At 44.6% G+C, this 20,932-nt stretch carries 14 protein-coding genes; 6 read left to right on the top strand and 8 right to left on the bottom strand.

Annotated elements, in window-relative coordinates; all coding sequences use genetic code 11:
- Position 1: 1 nt before the first annotated feature.
- Positions 2-2,416 (top strand): glycosyltransferase family 39 protein, encoded by a 2,415-nt coding sequence (locus tag P5V12_RS08470; protein ID WP_316956919.1) that lies wholly within the window; start codon positions 2-4, stop codon positions 2,414-2,416.
- On the top strand, positions 2,406-3,092 hold the full coding sequence (locus tag P5V12_RS08465) for a phosphatase PAP2 family protein (protein ID WP_316956918.1): 687 nt from the start codon (positions 2,406-2,408) through the stop codon (positions 3,090-3,092). Before P5V12_RS08470 ends, P5V12_RS08465 begins: the two co-directional genes overlap by 11 nt.
- Positions 3,093-3,535: 443 nt before the next feature.
- Here the strand turns inward: P5V12_RS08465 and P5V12_RS08460 are convergent, their stop codons facing one another.
- Positions 3,536-6,172 carry a family 20 glycosylhydrolase gene (locus P5V12_RS08460; protein ID WP_316956917.1) on the bottom strand — a complete coding sequence of 879 codons (2,637 nt, stop codon included), beginning with the start codon at positions 6,170-6,172 and terminating at the stop codon, positions 3,536-3,538.
- Between the two features lie 59 nt (positions 6,173-6,231).
- Positions 6,232-7,860: a methyl-accepting chemotaxis protein gene (locus tag P5V12_RS08455; RefSeq protein WP_316956916.1), complete on the bottom strand. Its 1,629-nt coding sequence runs from the start codon at positions 7,858-7,860 to the stop codon at positions 6,232-6,234.
- A gap of 420 nt (positions 7,861-8,280) precedes the next feature.
- Here P5V12_RS08455 and P5V12_RS08450 point away from each other — a divergent pair, with 420 nt between their 5' ends.
- Positions 8,281-10,941, top strand: coding sequence for a TonB-dependent receptor (locus tag P5V12_RS08450; RefSeq protein WP_316956915.1), 2,661 nt, complete (start codon positions 8,281-8,283; stop codon positions 10,939-10,941).
- Between the two features lie 171 nt (positions 10,942-11,112).
- Positions 11,113-11,988: a polysaccharide deacetylase family protein gene (locus tag P5V12_RS08445; protein WP_316956914.1), complete on the top strand. Its 876-nt coding sequence runs from the start codon at positions 11,113-11,115 to the stop codon at positions 11,986-11,988.
- Here P5V12_RS08445 and P5V12_RS08440 read toward each other — a convergent pair.
- The 3 genes from P5V12_RS08440 to trmJ form a co-directional block, all read right to left on the bottom strand.
- On the bottom strand, positions 11,972-12,376 hold the full coding sequence (locus tag P5V12_RS08440) for a tetratricopeptide repeat protein (protein ID WP_316956913.1): 405 nt from the start codon (positions 12,374-12,376) through the stop codon (positions 11,972-11,974). The genes P5V12_RS08445 and P5V12_RS08440 overlap by 17 nt on opposite strands.
- Before the next feature lie 95 nt (positions 12,377-12,471).
- On the bottom strand, positions 12,472-13,611 hold the full coding sequence (locus P5V12_RS08435) for an IscS subfamily cysteine desulfurase (RefSeq protein WP_316956912.1): 1,140 nt from the start codon (positions 13,609-13,611) through the stop codon (positions 12,472-12,474).
- Positions 13,612-13,615: 4 nt separating this feature from the next.
- On the bottom strand, positions 13,616-14,404 hold the full coding sequence (gene trmJ / locus P5V12_RS08430; protein ID WP_316956911.1) for a tRNA (cytosine(32)/uridine(32)-2'-O)-methyltransferase TrmJ: 789 nt from the start codon (positions 14,402-14,404) through the stop codon (positions 13,616-13,618).
- Positions 14,405-14,579: 175 nt separating this feature from the next.
- On the opposite strand from trmJ, the gene P5V12_RS08425 reads away from it, so the two are divergent.
- The gene (locus P5V12_RS08425) at positions 14,580-15,380 is read left to right on the top strand and encodes an inositol monophosphatase family protein (RefSeq protein ID WP_316956910.1); all 801 of its coding nucleotides are present in this window, start codon (positions 14,580-14,582) and stop codon (positions 15,378-15,380) included.
- A 3-nt stretch (positions 15,381-15,383) separates the two neighbouring features.
- Here P5V12_RS08425 and P5V12_RS08420 read toward each other — a convergent pair whose 3' ends face one another.
- Positions 15,384-17,426 (bottom strand): PAS domain-containing protein, encoded by a 2,043-nt coding sequence (locus tag P5V12_RS08420; protein WP_316956909.1) that lies wholly within the window; start codon positions 17,424-17,426, stop codon positions 15,384-15,386.
- 164 nt (positions 17,427-17,590) lie between these two features.
- On the opposite strand from P5V12_RS08420, the gene P5V12_RS08415 reads away from it, so the two are divergent.
- Positions 17,591-17,905 (top strand): hypothetical protein, encoded by a 315-nt coding sequence (locus P5V12_RS08415; RefSeq protein WP_316956908.1) that lies wholly within the window; start codon positions 17,591-17,593, stop codon positions 17,903-17,905.
- 57 nt (positions 17,906-17,962) lie between these two features.
- Here the strand turns inward: P5V12_RS08415 and secF are convergent, their stop codons facing one another.
- The gene (gene secF / locus P5V12_RS08410; protein ID WP_316956907.1) at positions 17,963-18,886 is read right to left on the bottom strand and encodes a protein translocase subunit SecF; all 924 of its coding nucleotides are present in this window, start codon (positions 18,884-18,886) and stop codon (positions 17,963-17,965) included.
- Between the two features lie 29 nt (positions 18,887-18,915).
- Positions 18,916-20,781: a protein translocase subunit SecD gene (secD, locus tag P5V12_RS08405; protein WP_316956906.1), complete on the bottom strand. Its 1,866-nt coding sequence runs from the start codon at positions 20,779-20,781 to the stop codon at positions 18,916-18,918.
- Positions 20,782-20,932 lie beyond the last annotated feature (151 nt).

The following is a 20,932-nucleotide window of genomic DNA, read 5'->3' as shown; positions in this document are numbered from 1 at the left end:
TATGTACAGCCTGCAACAATGGTTTTCTGCCTACTGGGCAGACTACAGACTTTTAGTTGAGCACCATAGAAACAGCCCCATAACTCTGCCAATTAACTGTATGTACCAGCTGAACCGTATTGCAGCTGCCATGCTGGTGTGTGCTGTCACAGGGTATGTTGTTCAAGGCTATCACTTTGCCTTCATTCCCCTTAACGGGCTCACTCCCTACCTTCCCGAATTACTATTACAGAACATCACCATGTTCGGTGATGGCGTGTTTCTGTTGGCTCTAATGCTGGCGATCACAACCAAGAATGTTCAATTGCACTGGTCTATTTTGGTCGCTTCGATACTCGGCGCAATTCTGAGCAGTGTTCTTAAAAGCTATTTTGACGCTCCGCGCCCTCCAGCAGTACTGGAAACGGAAGTTATTCATATCATAGGCAAAGCCTATAAGAGCCGCAGCTTTCCCTCTGGCCATACACTGACTGCATTTCTGTTAGCCAGTATTGTCTACTGTTACTTCCAAAGTCGCCTTATTCAAACTCTGGCGCTGGCTTTGGCCGCCGCTGTCGGCTTAAGTCGGGTATTCATCGGCGTACACTGGCCAATTGATGTATTAGTGGGTGGGGCAATAGGGTTGATTTGTGGTAATCTTGCGGTTTACGCCACCCTGAAATGGCGTTCTGGCGTTAACGCCAAAACCCATAAAACCATTCTGGTGCTTATGCTGTTACCCAGCATAGCCCTAATCGTGAATAAAGGTGATTACCCCCTAGCCCTTGTAATGGTTAATTTGGTAGCCATAATCGCTATCATTCGATTCTTATGGACTTACCTGATTCCAAGTGAAGAAACAGCCTACTCTATGATGTCTGGAACCAAGCTCTATCAATTTACTTCAGCGATTAAAACAAACCCTTGGGTAGGTTTTATCGTATTTATCTCACTCGTCACGCTCTACCGAATTCTGGTTCTGACCCAAGGCCATTTCGATGTATTCTATGACGAAGCATACTATTACCACTGGTCATTGAATCCCGACCTCGGTTATTACTCCAAACCACCTATGGTCGCCTGGGTTCTGAGTATCGGTACTTTTTTATTTGGTACCAGTGCCTTTGCAATAAAATTTATCTCACCCATTTTATACGCCGGTAGCAGCCTGTGTATTTATGCCATATTGCGCAGTTTTGTTTCTTCCAGCTCAGCAATTGTTGGCGGTATTGTGTTTTCTTCATCGCTGCTGGTGGGGTTTAATAGTGAATTTATCACCACAGATGCACCAATGTTGTTTTTTTGGTCGTTATCTTTACTTCTGTTTTTCCATGCTATTGCAAAAAACCACATTGGCCTGTGGTTGCTTCTCGGTGTAACCACCGGTTGCGGTATGCTCAGTAAATACACCATGGGAGCCCTTCCGTTGGCGTTGTTTCTCTTTCTATGTGTGTCTGCCCGTTATCGCCCCTTACTGACTTCCCCTGGCCCCTGGGCTGCAGCCGTGTTAGCCGGGCTTATTTTCGGGCTGAATATCTATTGGAACTATCAGTACGATTTTATTGCGCTACAACACACCAAAGAAATTTCTAAAACCGATGGGCAATTATTTAACTTTGCTTCTTTATTCGAATTCCTGGCGATTCAGTTAGTCATTTTTGGCCCCATATCCAGTTACTATCTGATCAAATTCCTATGGAACAAAATGGATTTGAGCAATGCACAAAGTAAACAGCGCTTACCCAAAGCCATTGAACTGCCTGAGTTTATTCGATGCATTGCATTTGCAACCTTTGTCATACTCATTGCAATTTCTGTGCAGGCGTTTTTATCTCGCGCCTTTGCCAACTGGGCCGGCCCCTGGATTATTGGTGGCAGTATTTTGGTTGGTATCGCCATTGATCAACTCCGTCACGAAGTATCATTCAAAACAATTCGTGCGGGCATTATTCTGCAATTACTATTCCTCAGTATCTTCTACCACTGGCCGGTGATACAGGAACAACTCAATATTGAGCCGTCAAAGAAAAACACGCCATTTAACCGGGTTGCAGGCTGGGAAACACTTGGTCAGCAGTTAAAACCTATCGTAGCTAAATACCCCGACGCATTATTACTCAGTGATTCCAGAGATCTGATCGCATACCTCGGTTTTTACGCCATGCCAGACCAATTTAAATTTGCACGCTGGAATGCCAATGCTCAAAACGTACGGGATTACTATGACCTCAAAGTCAATTTACGGGAATGGCAGGGAGTAAACAGCCAATCATTTATATTTGTCAGTAAAAACGAGCTTTCTGAGGAATACTTAAGTTCATTTAACACTGCAGAATATATTGGCGAACTCAATGCAAAGCCAATGAAAGACGTTGAACGTGAAGTGTTTATTTATTACGTAACTGGCTTTAAAGGGTATCCAGCTAATGACAAATAATGCTTTCGCACGTTTTTTCCGACTGGATGTGGCGTTGTTTATCGTCTGTATTATTTTCTTTTTGCTGTTTCCAAACCTAGATCCTCAAATAGCGGGTCTCTTTTATCATCCAGAAACAGGCTTTTACTTTAATCAAAATATTATTATACGGGCAATATACTGGGTATTTGCCTATATTCATTTTCTGTATCTGGCACTGTTTATTCTTGGCATTGCATACTACTCCTATAGGAAAAACCTGGTTCGCCGGAAAAAGTTAATATACCTGTTGGTTTGTCTTCTGCTTGGCCCCGGCATATTAGTTAATGCCATTTTAAAGGATAATTCGGTTGGCAGACCCAGACCACAACACCTTGAGCAATTTGGCGGGAACATGCAATACGCTGCACCTTTCGTGTACTCAGGGGAATGTAAACGTAACTGTTCGTTTGTCAGCGGTCACGCATCCATAGGGTTTTACATTATGGCATTGGCCTGGATTCGACGACGCCGGTTTTGGCTAATGTCTGGAATTATGTTGGGTGGCTTGATAGGTTTTACTCGTATCGTCCAAGGCGGTCACTTTTTCAGTGATGTGGTTTTTGCCGGATGGTCAGTTTACTTTGTCTGCTTAACTACCGGATATTTAATGCACATGAAAGCGGCGCCCGTTGAGAACTCCACATCGAATATCTGAGCTACAGCTCATTCAATGTATATTTTCATTTTTCATACTTTGCAGAAACAATTAGATAAAATACCTTACCACCTATTCTGGAGTGTTCAGCAGACAAAAGATGAGAGGGAAAACAATAAAAACACTACTAGCTTTATTTGAGTTCGTTATTGGAAGCTTGTTTCTTATCGCTGCACTTTGGTCTTTGAGCAATATATCGAAATGCCCGGAAGACTCATGGGATTGTGAGGGTTGGGCTATACTAGGATCATATATGACCGCACCAATGGGGATATTGTTAGTAACAGCAGGAGCTCTCTTACTAAAGTTTAAATCCTTACTCTCTCAGATAGTAGTCTTACCAGCTGTTGGTTGGTTGCTATATTGGTGGTTAATTTGAGCATTCTCGTATCAATCGTCTCCAACCCAGTTCTGGGGAAGCATTAAAGACAGCCCCATCTATGCTACCTCACAGACAGTATCCGCCCTGACCGTTTACCTTCAGCCGAGCGAGAATGTACTCGCACTTCTTTCTTTCCATGTAAAAGGTCGGATTCGACTGGCTCAATATATTTTTCCCACGGCCCATTACCAATCTGATACTCAATCGGTAAACCAGGGAAAATACTGTTCGCATAGAGTTTGCCTTCCTTTATCACAGCGCCTACTGTTGGAATACGATAAAAAACTCCGGCACGTTCCAGTTTCACCAACTCTTTCTTCGCAACAATGGATGCAAAACGGTTCCAATCCCTATCTCGCATCTTCTCGTTTTTATCCGAAAAGAAATGTGTATCATGATTGTATTTTGCTCCTTGATAATTGTATTCCGGTTCCCAATCTGGCTTGTACCAGGCACGTTCCGCTAAAGCCAAAAGCCGGGGATAGATTTGATACTCAGTCCATTTATCCGAGCGCAATGTCTCACTCCAGATTTGCCCTTGAATACCCACTATCGATTTTCCTTTTTGTATAGGGCTATGAAGTAAATGGCCTTTATCGTCATAGCGGAATGTATCGTCGATCTCAAACGGCTTTTCGGATGGGCTTTTCCATATTTCAGCATGCAAAGGCATATTTCCGGGCATCAAGCTGAATACTTTTTTTGTATTTACGTGGCGAGTACCCCAATAATACCCCGGTTCTTTCGGGTCGGCCTCATGAGGAAAATCGAAATACAGTGCATCGGGAGTGGACAATACCACTTCCCAACCTGCATTAACCTGTTTATTTAAATTGCCAACGCCACCCCAGACAAGTACATCCCAAATATTGGATTGCACGGTCTCCGGCATATTGTCAAAATTAGTGTGACTCAGACCATCACTCCATCCTGCCACTTCAATATTTTTGTCATCCAGCATTTTGGAGACACGCTCTATAAAGTGCGGCCCTAAATCTTTAGCCTCTTTAATTCCACGCTCTTTCATATAATCTTTGCATATTGGCGATTTAACCCATGCACCGGCAGTTTCATCAGCGCCAATATGGTATCGGGTTAAGGGCTGTCCCGCTGCAGAGTGAACTTCTTTCATTTCTTCGATAATTTTATCGATCAAATGGTATGTAGAAGCCATACAGACGTTTAACGTGTTGTCATTGTAATTCTGAATACTTCGATATTCGGTTTTATCCTGCTGTTCAACTAAGCGGTACTCCATCGCCTCTTCATATTTTTCCGCCAACATCAATTTACGATATCGAGCTTCCATACTTTTGATTAAAGCCCGAGAGTGCCCAGGCATATCAAAGGAGGGAATCACTTGAATATGTCGCGCATCGGCATACATCAGGATTTGTTTGTATTCGTTGATGGAGAAGAAACCATTCACTTCCGGGTTTTGTTTTGGGTCTGGACCTGAACCTAATTGAGGTAGCAGGCACTTTGTTTCAGTTAAATCGTGACAACGGAAACCACCCACTTCTGTCAGTTCCGGTAAACCCTTGATTTCTAAACGCCAACCTTCATCATCACCAAGATGCAGATGCAGTTTATTCAATTTATATGCCGCCATTTGTTCTATTAAGGACAGCACAAACTGCTTACTGTGAAAATTCCGAACCAAATCGACATGCATTCCCCGAAACGGGTAACGGGGCTCGTCCACGATTTCCACTTTAGGGATAAAGTTATTATCAGTGACCGTTAAAGCAATTAGAGTTCGTACCGCATTGGCCACACCTTCCTCATCAACGCCTTGAGCACTAATGCTATCACCTACTGATAGAGCATACCCACCGGGCTTTAGCTTGAGCTTATTGTTGATACTCACTTGTAGCACCACCCCGGTATCACGTTCTTCAAACCCTAAACCGCGGAAAGTCTGAATAGCGGGGCCAGCTGCAATTACCGCTTCGTCGTCACCAACAATCTGAAAGCCACCGGTAAGATTTAACTCACCAGTTTTTTCTTCCAGCTTTTTAGGCCTTGGGATAACACCGTAACGAATGGCCTCAGGAATAAATTCAACATCTTTATTTTGTTCAAACAAAAATTCTGCCGTTGCCAAAGGAGTGTCGTCATTTTCCCGTTGAAATTGTGTATCACCATCAATAATGGTTGCATAAGGACGAATTTCCAACCCTGTATCTTTCGCAATAAACAAGCGTGTACTTTGAATGATTTTTGCTTCCAGACCCGGTGCCACAATGTAATAGTTGGGCATAACCTTAGCATCCGTTAACACTAAGCCTTGGGAATAAGTACGGATTCGTTTGGTTTCACCGGCCTCAAAACCTTTATAATTTTTCCCAGGTAATATTCGAACCAGGTCACCATTAATATGTGTGACGGTAAACTCTTCGTTACGACTTTCAGTAAACCGATCCGGCTGACTGTAATAGATTTCCCAACCTCCAAGCTTGGTTCTATTCATTGAGGTGATTTTTATATCCGTGACAAAACAACTACCCTTTCCCCATTCCGGAGTGCAGTCGCCACCACTTTTGTTGGCCACAACCGTATATTGAATATCAAGGGTCTCAGCCATGCGATCAATAAACTCTTGCGTAAGAACCTTCCCTTCATCGTTATTGGCATCCTGCTTATCACACGCAAACATTAATACAGCAAAAAAAACAACAAAAATGCGCTTGAGCATCGCCTTCTCCTTAACATCAAGAGGGAGAGAATTAAGCAATTAAATACAGGTTAGGAAAACTAATCGGTTTGAAAACGTTTTACGATGTCATCCAAGTCTGAAGTCAGTTTTACCAGTGCTTCGGTCGATTCCCGACCAACTCTCGCCAAATCTGCTGCATCATGAGAACTGTCGGCAATCATATTGACTCGCTGGGACACATCCTCGCAGACGTGACTCTGCTCCACAGCAGCAGTTGCAATCTGGCTGTTCATGTCGGTAATGGTATTTAGTGAAAGGGCAATTCTTTCCAGGGCTTGCGCAGCAGAACGAGTTTGCTCAACGGTTGTTGAACTGTTACTTCTACTCACACTCATAGATTGAATGCAGCGCTGCGAGCCATTCTGCAAACGTTCAATCATCGTCTGAATTTCTTCGGTACTGTCTTGCGTTCGTTTAGCAAGGTTACGCACTTCATCCGCCACGACCGCAAACCCTCTACCTTGCTCTCCGGCTCGCGCGGCTTCAATAGCGGCGTTCAAAGCCAGCAAATTTGTTTGCTCGGCAATACCGCGAATTTCATCCAGAACAGAAACAATATTAGTGACTTCATCACCCAACTCAGAAATCACATCGCTGGACTGATCAATTTGGCTAGCCAGGGCCTCAATGGCAATAACAGCATCAGCAACAATTTCCTGAGCTTTTACACCTTCGCTATCAGCATTTTTGGTTTCCTCTGCCGCATGTTCAGCACTTTCGGAAACTGTGTTTGACGTTTGTGACATTTCCGTGATCGCTGTGGCGATCATATCGGTTTCTATTCGTTGAGTTTCAAATTTTTGATCGATGGTTTTCGAACGATCATTTGCGTTTGCGATTTCAATATTGAGGTTATCGGTTGCGTTGCGAATATGTTTTAAGATGTTCGATAAAGATTCCTTCATCGCAACAGTGGAACCATATATCGAATCTTCCCTTACATCTTTTTGTCCATTTTTATTGATACGTAAATCACCAGCCGCCGCTGAACGCACCAATTCTAATACAACTTTCGGCTCACCGCCCATTATGGCGAGCAAACGCCACAACGAATAAAACAACAAGCCACCAATCACTGCCGTAAATACAACACATATAAGAACTTGCCATTGGGCCGTTGCCCAAAACCGTTTATTAACTTCGTTAAAACCGATACCGGTACCAACATACCAACCCCATCGATCAGTTTTTTGTGCAATAGAAAGTTTGTTTTCGACACTGCCATCAGGCTGTTTTTGTGTCCATTCATATTCTGCGATTCTGCCAGGATTGTTCCTTACCGCTTGCGCCAGAATACTACCAACACTATTTCCGTCTCCGTCTTTAAACTCATTAAAGCTGGTTCCATGTAATTCTGGATCCCTGGGTGTCGCGATGAAAACCAGGTTTTCATCGGCAACATAAACATACTCACTATCATGGTAAAAGTTATTTCGTAAAACTCGGGTCGCCAGTACTTTTGCTTCCTGATCGGAAATTTTACCTTCAGCGGCGTGCTTTTCCAGTTGCGAAATAAAGTTATAGGTGGATTTAAAAAGCTGATTTACACGGGCTTTATTATCGGAGTCACTCGCAACTCGTAACGTAATCAGGCCCACGCTCATAAAGGATAAAAACGCGATTAATATAATACATACAATGAGTGTGACTTTTAATTTAAGTGTCATCCCATATTCCTCATTGGTTATAACTAAATTTTATTTTTTATTAACCACCACAATTCTTTTTATATAACAACAGCCAAAAAAGCTGAAATAGTTAACAATTTAGTCGCCTATATAAACATTAGTACAAACTAAAAACATTTTTTCAACTGTATTAAACCGAAAAAAGCTATTTCACAGTGCGATATAGATAAGTGTTCTAGACGCCACGCATTTCTCAACAAATATGCATAAAAAGACATTGAAGAGATCTCTCATCAGAAAACTAAACGCCAAAACAAACAGATCCCCGTCAGCAATCCAATTTACGTGACTTTTTTTATTTTACGTGTCGGTAAATTTTAATTTGGCCAGTTACCCTTGGTCAGGGCTGTCTTAATCACCCGATAAAAATAAAATGTTTATCCGCATGAGGAATTATCAATGCAAATAACGCTACCAGCATTTAGTACAAAGAAAAACAAGCTGGCGTATTCAATTAGCCTGATCATATTAGGGGCTTCTGCCGATGCGTTAGCACAAACAGACAATAATAAAGTTGAAGAAGAAGTCTTGGTTACAGGAATTCGTAGCAGTTTGATTGCGGCACTTGATAGCAAGCGTAATTCAACATCTATTATTGACGCCATTAACTCTGAAGATATTGGTAAATTCCCCGATAAAAACGTTGCGGATTCACTTCAACGCATTCCAGGTATTTCTGTCGACCGCATTTGGGGTGAAGGTCGAGACATTTTTGTTCGCGGTACGGATAGCACCATGAACCGAACCCTGATGAACGGGCAAAATGTTTCTTCCGCTTACTGGTGGGCAAACGATAACGCCAGCCGTGGTTTTAACTATTCTATCCTGGCGTCAGAACTGGTTTCTGCGCTTGAGGTATATAAAAGCCCGCAAGCAAGACATGACGAAGGCAGCATCGGTGGTATGGTTAACGTCATAACCCGCAAGCCTCTGGATCTCGACCCGCTAACAATTCAAGCTTCCGCCGAGTACCAATATAGTGAATTACCAGACGAGTGGGATCCACAAATATCTGCTCTAGCCTCCTGGTCTACCCCTGACCAGACTTTCGGCGTGCTGGCTTCCATTAACTCGCAAAAACGTACTGTTCGACGAGACGGTTTGGAAGCCTTCCTGACTAACTCCAGCTACACAGTAGTCGACCAGGATAACAATCAGACGGAAGACGTGTACGCAGCCTGGGGCGGTGGTTCAGCGATATTCCGTCAAGACCGTGAACGAACCACTGCTAACCTGACTCTCCAATTTAAACCAACTGACGAGTTGGACATGTCCCTGAATTTCGTTAATTCAGATATGGATATGGATAACAACAACCAAAACTATCTTTGGATCATTGGCGGAACAGCTGTTTCTGCTGACGACTGGAACGCAGCCAACCCAACTCGTATGGTTACTTCAGGCAACGAAGTAATCGATGCAACTAACCCTGAATTTGTCACCACATCAGACGGCCGACAAGCTCTGGTTGGCGGCGTATTTAATAGTGCTGATCCAAACGCTCCTTCAGGCGTTGCCATCGAGCCCATTTATCGTAAAGCCTATGTGGAAAGCCAAGTCGTCGACTTCGACCTGGAATACGAAACAGACAGCCTGACAGGCCACTTCCAGGCTGGTGTGACCAGCGCCAAGGGTGGTAGTTCGGAAGACGTGGGTTACTGGTTTGAAGCGAAATCCCGCACTGAAGTCACTTTAGGGCCAGATTTAGTTGAAGTCGATTACCTCGATATCGATCCAACCGATCACTCAGTCCTGACAATGGGCAGCGCCCGTGACTGGGTTCGTGAAATGACTGATGACGAGTGGTATATGCAGGGCGACCTTAAATTCAACCTGAATGCCAGTTTCATTTCCAGTATCGAGACAGGGCTGAAGTACCGTAACCACGTTATCGAAAATGTTCGTGACAATGGGACTACGGACAATACTGACCCTTCTTGGAGAGTCATTAGCATGGATGAAGTTTCCGGTGGATTGACACCTACCCTTCACCAGGAAACTGCCACCTCTGGCTCTTTGACCCAATACGCGTGGATTGATGGCGGGCTGGCACAGCAAGTTATCCATCCAATGTTTGATGCAGGCTCGATGGTTTACGGCTTTGACTATAACGCTTACTACGAACTGACAGAAAAAATCAGTGCTGCCTATGTGCAAGCCAATATCGAAGCCGGTGATTTAACAGGTAACTTTGGCTTCCGCGTTATTCAGACAGAGCAAACATCAAAAGCTTACCAAGGCAGTGATGAGGGCGGTACTACCACTTACAGTCTGGTTTCACAGGATCGTACGTATACCGACATACTACCTAGCTTGAACCTGATTTATAACGTCAGTGATGAGTTGATTTTACGTGGTGCAGCGTCGCGTGCAATGGCAAGACCAACCTTCACTAACCTAAGCGCGAATATCGTTATTAACGCAACGTCAGGTGTGGCCAGTGCTGGTAACCCGGAATTGGAACCAACCTACTCCAATCAACTTGAGTTCGGTGGCGAATGGTATTTCCAGGAAGCCTCAATTCTATCGGCATCTATTTTCTATAAAGACCTGGATACTTACGTTATCTCAGAAACTCAAACAGAAAATATCGACGGTGAGAATATTTCTGTAACCCGACCAAGCAATGCAGCAGAAGGCGCGGATTTACTTGGTCTGGAATTACAATGGCAACAGGAAATCTACAAAGGCTTGGGTGTTATTACAAACTACACTTGGACCGATGCTGATACACCTAACGAGCTGGAGCTACCTGGCAACTCAGAAAACCAAATGAATATTGCCGGTTACTATGAAAATGACATGTTCGGTGTTCGCTTATCTTACAACTACCGTGATGAATCCTATGGTGGTCAAATCTCCGGTTCGCAACAACGAACCGAAGCATATGGTCAATGGGATTTAACGGCCAACGCCACAATTAATGACATGTTTAATGTTTATATGACCGGCGTAAACCTTACTAATGAAACAGTAAACATCAGTACCAGTGACGGATTGCCTATCGGCTTTTATGAGAATGGATCTCGTTACAGTGTCGGTGTTCGGGTGAAATTCTAACCCCCAAAATGACCCTCGATTACTGGTTTATCGAGGGTCATCCCCCTTGATCTGCTGTAGACACCAGCAGCCTTTGCACCTTTATTAAGGTGCTTTTTTCGTTTCTTTCACTTTGTTTGTGGACAATAAACTACACTTAAGTATTAATAAAAACGACATGAGTGGGTTAGCATGCGTACACCAATAACAAATTTAATAAAAAAATATCATTCCAAACTTTTTATTGGATTATTTTTTTCAACCACAGCGCTATCCAGTTATGCGCAAAATTACAACGAAGACGATTATCAAGTTCAATTTCAATGGCCGGAAGGTAAGCAATCTGCGCTCAGTATTTCATTCGATGATGCCAGACCTTCGCAACTTACCAACGGAATTCCTATCCTCGATAAATACAACGCAAAAGCGACTTTTTACGTTTCCACTTTCGCTCTACCCGGTTACGAAGATAAATGGAAAACGGCCATAAAAAATGGCCACGAAATTGGCAACCATACAACTCGACATCCATGCAGCGGCAATTTCGCCTGGACACGCTTGAACGACGTGGAAGTTGAAGATTTCACTATCGAAGAAATTCGTCAGGAACTCACGAATTCAAATAAATTAATTCATGAAAAACTGGGAGTTATTCCAAAAACGTTTGCCTATCCATGTGGACAAACTGCGGTTGGCAAAGGTGTCAATGCAAAAAGCTATGTTCCCGTCGCCGCAGATATTTTTTCAAACTCCAGATTGTGGCTAACAGAATATTTGAACGATCCCAGCTTCGTCGACATATATCAACTCGCCGGTTCACGCATGGATGATTTGCCATTCAGCGAATTACTCCCTGTGATAAAACAGGCACAAAAACAAAATCGCTGGGTTATTTTTGCCGGGCACGATGTCGGACTAAGTGGGCAATACAGTACGCGGGAAAAAACATTAAAGGCATTAATTGAATATGCCCAAGACCCCAAAAATCAAATCTGGTTTGATACCGTAAGCAATATTGCCGATTACGTGAAAGTACAACAAGACACGCAGACTACTTCACCTGAGTAATCTCTTTCAATAATACCTGAGCTTCTTCTAACTGACTGGCATGTTGTTGGTTGGAAGAAGCTTTCTCGATATACTGCTGCAAATAGTTTTGCGCCGCCGCAGTTTTATCCATGCCGACCAATGCCTTAGCCATATCTAAGTGAGCTTGCAACGATTCTGGCTGATGAGTCAGAACAAATTGAAAGTCTGCCGCTGCTTTATCGAATTTCTCTTCTGCCAAATAGTGCTGACCGCGCTCAGAACGCAACGATAAATCATCCGGAGCGGCACTGATTTTTTCATTAAGCATTTTAACTTGATGGCTGTCATGATGAGGGCACATAGCACCATCTTCAGCATGCACGGCCAGGGAAAGAAGTAATATAGGGATACTGATATAGTTTTTCATAGTACTTATTATTGTTATTTATACTTGTGCTGGAAGTGTAACACTGTTCAGAAATCAGGCAACACCAGAATCAAGCATAAATGCTAGAAAATTGGCTATTTCCCTATTACCTTGGTCACAATTTCTATGGCCTTTTGCACTTCGTTTTCTGTTGTATACCGACCAAAGCTAAATCTTAGAGAGGCATCCGCCAGGGCATTACTCACCCCCAGGGCCTTAATCACATAAGAAGGTTCTACACTGGCGGAAGTACAGGCAGAACCAGAAGAAATAGCGAGTTCACGCAACGTCATAAGAAGCGTCTCACCATCAAACCCGCCGAAATGTATATTCACAATACCAGGGTAACGGCAATCACGGCTGCCATTTAGCCCCATCCCTTCTACTTTAGTGATCTGGGTAATAAATGTATCTGCCAGGTTTTTAATTCGTTGAATGTCAGCATCTTTTTCCTGGCTGGCAATGCGAGCAGCTTCGCCCAAACCAACAATTTGGTGGGTTGCCAAAGTACCGGAGCGCATTCCCCGTTCATGACCACCACCGTGTATTTGAGCAACGAGTTTTACATCCGGGTGTCGCCTTACATAGAGCGCACCGATTCCTTTTGGACCATACATCTTATGCGCAGAGATAGACAATAAATCGATATTATCCTGCACCACATCGATATCTAATTTACCTGCACTTTGTGCTGCATCCACATGAAAAAAAACAGACTTGTCCCGACAGATTTTACCAATAGAATTTAAATCGTTAATCACACCGATTTCATTGTTCACGTGCATGAGTGAAACCAGCACCGTTTCTTCCTGCAACGAGTCGGCCACTTGTTCCGGTGATATCAAGCCTTCGGAATCCGGCTGCAAATAGGTGGCCTTATAACCCTGAGACACCATATACTGACACGTATCCAACACCGCTTTATGCTCAATCTGGCTGGTAATAATATGTTTACCTTTGGCCTGATTTTTTTCTAGAATGCCTTTTATAGCCAGATTATTGGATTCCGTCGCACCACTGGTCCAAACAATTTCTCTCGGGTCCGCGTGAATTAAATCCGCAACATGACGACGTGCATTTTCAACCGCCTCTTCAGCACGCCAACCTAAACTGTGTGACCGTGACGCAGGGTTGCCAAAATTACCGTCTTTGGTCAAACACTGCATCATCGCTTTGGCAACACGGGTATCCACTGGTGTTGTCGCGGCATAATCTAAATATATTGGCTCTAACATACTGTTACTTTTGCTCGTCGCGCGCAGTTAATTCCCTAATTCTATTCTCCGAATGGTAAATATAATTCTGAATGGAAGTGAGCATACCCCGCATAATGCCCAACTCCATCTGATCCATGCGAATACGATTATACAAACGACGTAGTCGTGTAACGGTTTGCCGTGGGTTTTTTAAATCTAAAAAACCCAATTTACTTAACGTATCTTCAAGGTGTTCAAAATAGAGCTCTACATCTTTTTGTTTCGCCGGCGGCATATCCCAATCATCAAAATGCGGTGCTTTACCTTCTTTATCCGTAAGGTATGACATACGAATTTCATAACAAATAACTTGAATTGCAGCGGCAATGTTTAGCGAGCTGTATTCACTGTTAGCCGGTATATGGACATGATATTGGCACTTTTGCAGCTCGTCATTGGTTAAGCCCCGGTCTTCCCGGCCAAACAAAATAGCAACTTCATGATGCTTGGCTTCCGCCCACACTCGATCACCACATTCTCTTGGCGTCACTAACGGCCAGGGAATGCGTCGTTCTCTCGCGCTGGTTCCCACCACCAACCCACAATCAGCAATGGCTTCATCCAGCGTGGACACTACCTGCACATTATCCAAAACATCCAACGCACCAGCAGCGCGCCATACGGCTTTCTCTGCCGGGTATTCTTTCGGTTCAACTAGGACAAGTGTGGACAACCCCATATTCTTCATAGCCCGTGCGGCAGCGCCGATGTTGCCGGGATGTGTGGTATTTACCATGACGATACGAATATTGGGAAAAACGGAATCTGACATCTGTTGGGGGTATCCTCTAGCTTCATCTGACTCAAGAAAACATCTCAAATCGGGCCTAATAATGGGGCGCCAAGTTTAGCAGTGTCCACCTCGCATTCAAATAGCCGTAGCGCCCGTGATACTGGTATAATTGCGCGCCTTTCCTATCCACTAACTCCAAGAAGTAGAAATAATTATGGAACCAATGCTCAGCATTGCCTTAAAAGCAGCCCGAAAAGCAGGTGAACTGGTCGAACAGGCTTTTGAACGCCTGGATATGGTTAACATTGAAGAGAAAGGCCGCAATGACTATGTCAGCGAAGTGGACCGAAAGTCTGAGCAAGAAGTCATTTACCATTTGAGTAAATCCTACCCTGATCACAAGTTTCTGGGCGAAGAGTCCGGCACCGTCGGGCCAAAAGACGCGGACTATGAGTGGATTATTGACCCTCTGGACGGCACAACCAACTTCTTACACGGTATCCCCCAGTTTTCCGTTTCCCTCGCATGCTTGTACAAGGGGCAAATTGAACACGCTGTCGTACTCGACCCAATCAAGCGCGAAGAGTTTACCGCCAGCCGCGGCAAAGGTGCCATGCTTAACGGTCGACGAATCCGTGTTTCCGGTTGTAAAGGAATGGACGGCGCACTAATTGGTACAGGCATTCCTTTTAACGGCTATGCCCTGCAAAATATCGACGGTTATCTGGATTGTGTGAGAGAAATCGCTGGCCAAACCGCAGGCATCCGCCGTGCGGGTTCTGCCGCGCTGGACTTGGCCTACGTCGCAGCAGGCCGATTTGATGGTTTCTGGGAGATCGGATTAAAACCCTGGGACATGGCAGCAGGCGTATTGCTGGTAAAAGAATCCGGCGGCCTGTTATCGGACTTTAAAGGCGGTAACGGTTACATGGATAAAGGTAACTTAGTCTGCGCCACACCAAAAACCTTCAAACCTTTACTACAGATCGTTGGAAAGCATTTAGGCAACGCCTAAATGCTATTTGTCTCGTAATAGCTGGTTGCAGGTCGCAATCAGCTTCCCAATCTCAATAGGCTTGGTGAGATAGGTTTCAAAACCTGACTCCTCTCCCCGTTTAATATCGTGAGCCATGGCATTAGCCGACAACGCAATAACCGGAATATTTTCTGTTTGCGGGTCTTTCTTTAAGACATCCAATGTTTCAAAACCATCCATTCCCGGCAGGTTAATATCCAGAATTATCATGTCCGGTTTCGAGGTTCTTGCCAGATAAATACCTCTAAGCGACTCACCCGCCACCTCAAGTTGAAGCTGAGGGTAGCGCGCGAGAATCTGCTGCATTAACCGTTGGTTTGGCGGGTTATCTTCAACATACAGAATTTTCTTAGTAGTGGTTATCTCTAACTCTGGAATTTCGTTGACATCACTATTCCATAGCTCTTCCGTACGTTCACGAGCACTAACATCTGTTTGCTCATACTGGATTGGAAACTCAACCCAAAACTCACTGCCAACGTTTTCCTGGCTGGCAAAACTCAGTTGCCCACCCATGTGTTCAACCAATTGCTTGGTAATCACCAAGCCAACACCAGTACCTTCGATATGACTGTTTTCGGCACTCAAACGATTAAATGGTTGGAACAGTTGATGCTGATATTCAGCGGGAATACCGATTCCGGTGTCTTTTACGGATAGTCGGAATTGGTCATCCTTCGTGATTGAGCAGGTAATATGCACAGATCCGCCATCACGGTTATATTTCACCGCGTTACTGATCAAATTCAGCAATACCTGTTTGTAGCGAACACAATCGGCACAGATAGTTTGCTCTTCCAGGCCGTTATATTCTGTCGTAATGGATATATCCCGCTCAGAGGCCTGCGGCTTAAGGTAAACAACGCACTCTTTTAACAATCGTATCGGCGTCATTTCCTCCAAGGAGAAACTCATTCGCCCGGCTTCAACTTTCGCCAAATCCAAAACATCGCTAATGAGTTGCAATAAATGATGGCCGGCTTTTTTTATCTCTTCGACATTCGCCAACTGGTCTGAATTGAGGTTGCTGTCTAATTCAAAAAGCTGCGCAAAACCCAGGATTGCATTCAATGGAGTCCTCAACTCGTGGCTCATACTGGACAAAAACTCCGACTTCGCCCGGTTTGCTTTTTCCGCCGCTTCCTTTGCTTTGATCACGCGCTCCTCTGCATTCTTAAGCTGAGTGATATCCATATTGGTGCCCGACATCCGTTTAGGCTCGCCCTTCTCGTTATAGGTCATCTGCCCACGTGCGCGAATCCAACGCCACTCATCATCCTTGCCCTTGATTCGGTATTCGATATCAAACGGACGCTTGCCACGGATGTGATCTCTAAGTACTTTATCAAACACTTCACCGTCATCAGCATGCATACGGGCACGCCAAGCCTGAACCCGGTCAATTCCCTGATTCACCACATCATCATGCTCGGTGTAGCCCAACTGTTCCCAGCAACGGTTGGAGAAATGGAAGCCACCATGATCGGCAGACCACTCCCAGATACCATCATTTGAGGATTTAATAATACGTGCATGACGAGCCTCACTAATAAGCAAGGCCTGCTCGGTTTGTTTAAGCTTGGTGACGTCAAAGGCAATCCCGGACATAAAACTCACCCAGCCATTTTCATCCCTCACTGCGCTAGTGCGAAATTCCGCCCAAATGTATCCACCCTTCTTTCTTCGAATACGACAGGTGACTTCACCGTTATGCTGATTTTTTAGTTGGCCACGAATGGCATTGTTCATGATCTCCCTATCATCCGGGTGGACATACTCCAAAAAATGATTGGAGTCTGAAATATGATCCATATCCTGTTGGCTGTATCCAAGGTTTTCCCAGAATGCCCCGTCCCAATGCATTCGTTTATTTAACAAATCCCAATCAACAAACCCGTAACCGCGGCTGCCCATGAATATGCGGTTATACCGATCCACGGCTACTAGCAGTTGCTTTTTCTGTTGCATTAAATCTTCAACAGATTCCTTACCCGATGCCCGTGAGAGTTTTTGTATCCAAGCCATAGCCAACCAACCTGTTCCGTAAATCCAGCGGTATAGTTATTTGCTCATTCAACCGCTTTAGTTATACAAATTCATCATAACTCAATCTGACACAAAGGCGCGAGACTATAATTTAACAATGATTTTAATTGGACGGGCTCCGGACAAAGCCTGAAAGGAGAAGTATGCTACCGCAACGAGTGAAGAAAAATATTCAGGAGATATTTTCGTTGATGGGTGATTTTGGTCTCACTGAACGCAGCCATAAAGCAAACTTTACGCTCTACTGGTATGACCAACTGGCCAACCATTACACCTACTCTCAAAGTAGGCAAGCTTGCCAGTTACCACCTACATCCCACAAAGGAATGTATGATGAGTACTGGCAAAGCCAATTCCAGGATCACTACAAGTATCCATGCCAGAATGAGCAAACAAGTACCGGGAGCATGGCAAATCCCAACACCACTAATGCCACTAACAGCAATTCAAGCCACTGATTTGTTTTCTCATCCTGCAAAATAGCATCTCTTATATTACCTAGATGACGCTAAATACTACATTAGAGCTTCTTGATCCGCACCCTCTTTTTCGACTTCTGGCTGGATCAGGTCTTCCTTGGTAATCTTCATTAATAGCAGAACATTCGCTGCCACGTAGATCGAAGAATAAGTACCGATAACAATACCGACTATCAGTGCTGAGGCAAAATTATGAATCATTTCGCCACCAAAGATTGACAAGACTACAAGCACTAACAACGTCGTTAATGAGGTAATCAACGTCCGACCAAGCGTTTGCGACAATGAGATATTAATAATTTCAATTGCCGTCCCCTTACGCATCACACGGAAATTTTCGCGGATCCGGTCGGACACAACAATAGTATCGTTCAGCGAGTAACCGACAACAGCCAGCACCGCAGCCAGCACGGTCAAATCGAAGTCCAACTGAAGTACGGAGAAAAAGCCCAATACGATCACAACGTCGTGCGCGAGTGCCCCAACCGCACCAATGGAAAATTTTATCTGGAAACGAACAGCAACATATATGAGTACGACCACCAACGCGATGAGCATACCGATACCACCCATATCACGCAGCTCCTCACCCACTTGAGGCCCAACATACTCCACACGCTTACGCTGAACATTCTGCCCAGATTTTTCGCCAAGGTATTGGGCAATCTCATCACCAAGCTTAGGGTTGTCTGTCTGTACACGCACTAACACGTCTTTGTCTGAACCGAAGTTGACTACGCTCGCATTGGGGTAACCACCCTCTTTTATTTCCGAACGAATAGACTCCAGGTTAGCGGTTTGGGGATAGTGGAGTTCGACTAATGTTCCACCAGTAAAATCCAAACCAAAATTTAAACCGTTCATCGCCAGGGAAACAACGGAACCAATTAGCAGTAAAATTGAAAATACAGCGGCGATATATCGCTTGCCCATAAAATCAAATACATTATCTTTGCTCATGAGAATATCTCTTCAAATTCTTTTTCGGGTTAGATCCAAAGTTTCTTAACGTTACGGCCACCGTATATCAAATTAACAATGGCTCTGGACCCCATAATCGCAGTAAACATAGAAGTGACAATACCAATAGAAAGTGTCACAGCGAACCCTTTAATTGGCCCGGTTCCTATGGCAAACAGAATGGCCGCCACGATCAAGGTTGTGATATTCGCATCGAGAATGGTAACGAAAGCACGATCAAAACCGGATTTAATAGCCGTCTGATTCGGTGCACCATTCTTCATTTCCTCTCGTATCCGAGAGAAGATCAGCACGTTGGCATCCACCGCCATACCGACCGTCAAGACAATACCGGCAATACCCGGCAAGGTCAGAGTTGCGCCAACCGCAGACATAATCGCAACCAAAATAAACAGGTTAGCAACCAAGGCTATATTGGCAGCAAAGCCAAATACGCGGTAATAGACCAACATAAACAGTAACACCAGGCCCAGGCCGATCTTAACGGAGTCCACGCCCATCTTGATATTTTCCGCCCCTAGAGATGGCCCGACTGTCCGCTCTTCCACAAAGCCCATTGGCGCAGCTAACGCACCGGCTCTTAGTAACAGGGCTAGTTCAGAGGCTTCTTGTGGGCTATCCAAACCGGTAATAACGAAACTTTTACCCAAGGCACTTCGAACTGTTGCCAAACTGATAATTTTTTCAGTGGGAATTTGGGTAAAGGTTCGAACCTCTTCACCGTTTTCGTCTGTCGAAACATTGGTGCGGGTTTTATATTCAATAAACAAAATCCCCATTCTCCGACCAACATTGTTTCTGGTCGAACGATGCATTTTGGTACCACCGTTACCATCGAGTGTAATATTTACTTGCGGTAAACCCGTGTCCTGGTCGTATCCCAACTGCGCGTTGGTGACACTGTCACCTTTCACTATGGGTCGTTTCTCAAGGTAGGCGCCGCCAAAACGCGCTTGTTCATCCTCATTCTTAAAGGAGAACAACTCTTTTTGGGTCGAAAGTGCTTCAGGCGTTGCTTCGAGGCGAAACTCCAGGTTAGCCGTTTTACCCAAGATACTTTTTGCCCGTGCGGTATCCTGAATACCGGGCAGCTCGACCACAATACGGTTACGGCCTTGGCGTTGTACCAAGGGCTCGGAAACACCAATTTCATTTACCCGGTTACGTAGGGTGGTCAAGTTTTGGGTGACTGCGTAGTCTTCTTTTTCGCTGATGTAACTGCCTTTGAAATTCGCCAGAGCAATAAACTTGCCCTCTTCTTCCAACTTGACGTAGTCCATTTCTGGAACGCTGTCTCGCAAGATCTCAGTAATTTGAGTGCGTTTTTCATCGCTATCCACCGTGATACGCAAACCCATTCCTTCTCTATCAATATGCACGCCACGAATATTGGCTTTACGCACTTCCGTTTTGAATAGGCGTTCAATGCTTTTCAGGTCGTCCTGTAATATTTTTTGGGTATCCACTTCCAGCAAAAAGTGTACTCCGCCCGCCAAGTCCAAACCTAACTTCATAGGCTCGGCCCCGATGCTTAACAACCAGTCTGGTGTTGTGGGCGCTAGATTCACAGCCACAACATAGTCTTCACTCAAGAACTCTTGAACCTTACTTTGCGCAACCAATTGATCATCTTGTGAGTACAAACGTACCGTCACATTGGTTTCGGAAAGCTCACCACCAAAGTGTTTGATGCCAGCTTCGTCCAGGGCTTGTTCAACTTTCTTAAGAACGGCATCGTCAATCGTCAATGCAGCAGAGTGCCCCGATACCTGAATGGCCGGGTCTGGTGCATAGATATTGGGTAACGCGTAGATGAAGCCAAAAATAACGATCACGAGGATCAGTATGTATTTCCAAATCGGATAGCGGTTCATTGTCAGGTCCAAAAGAGCCTATAGGCAGTAAATCAGTGTTTTTGTTATTGAAGGCAATCCGGCTTCCCCCAGCCGGGCATTGCGGGCATCGAATTATAACGGCTTTTTGAGTAATGCGGGTGCCAAGCGGTATTTCAACCGCATGGCATCA

Origin of the sequence: Teredinibacter sp. KSP-S5-2 (assembly GCF_032773895.1) — a bacterium.
GTDB lineage: Bacteria > Pseudomonadota > Gammaproteobacteria > Pseudomonadales > Cellvibrionaceae.
This window is presented reverse-complemented; position numbering and strand designations above follow the sequence as displayed.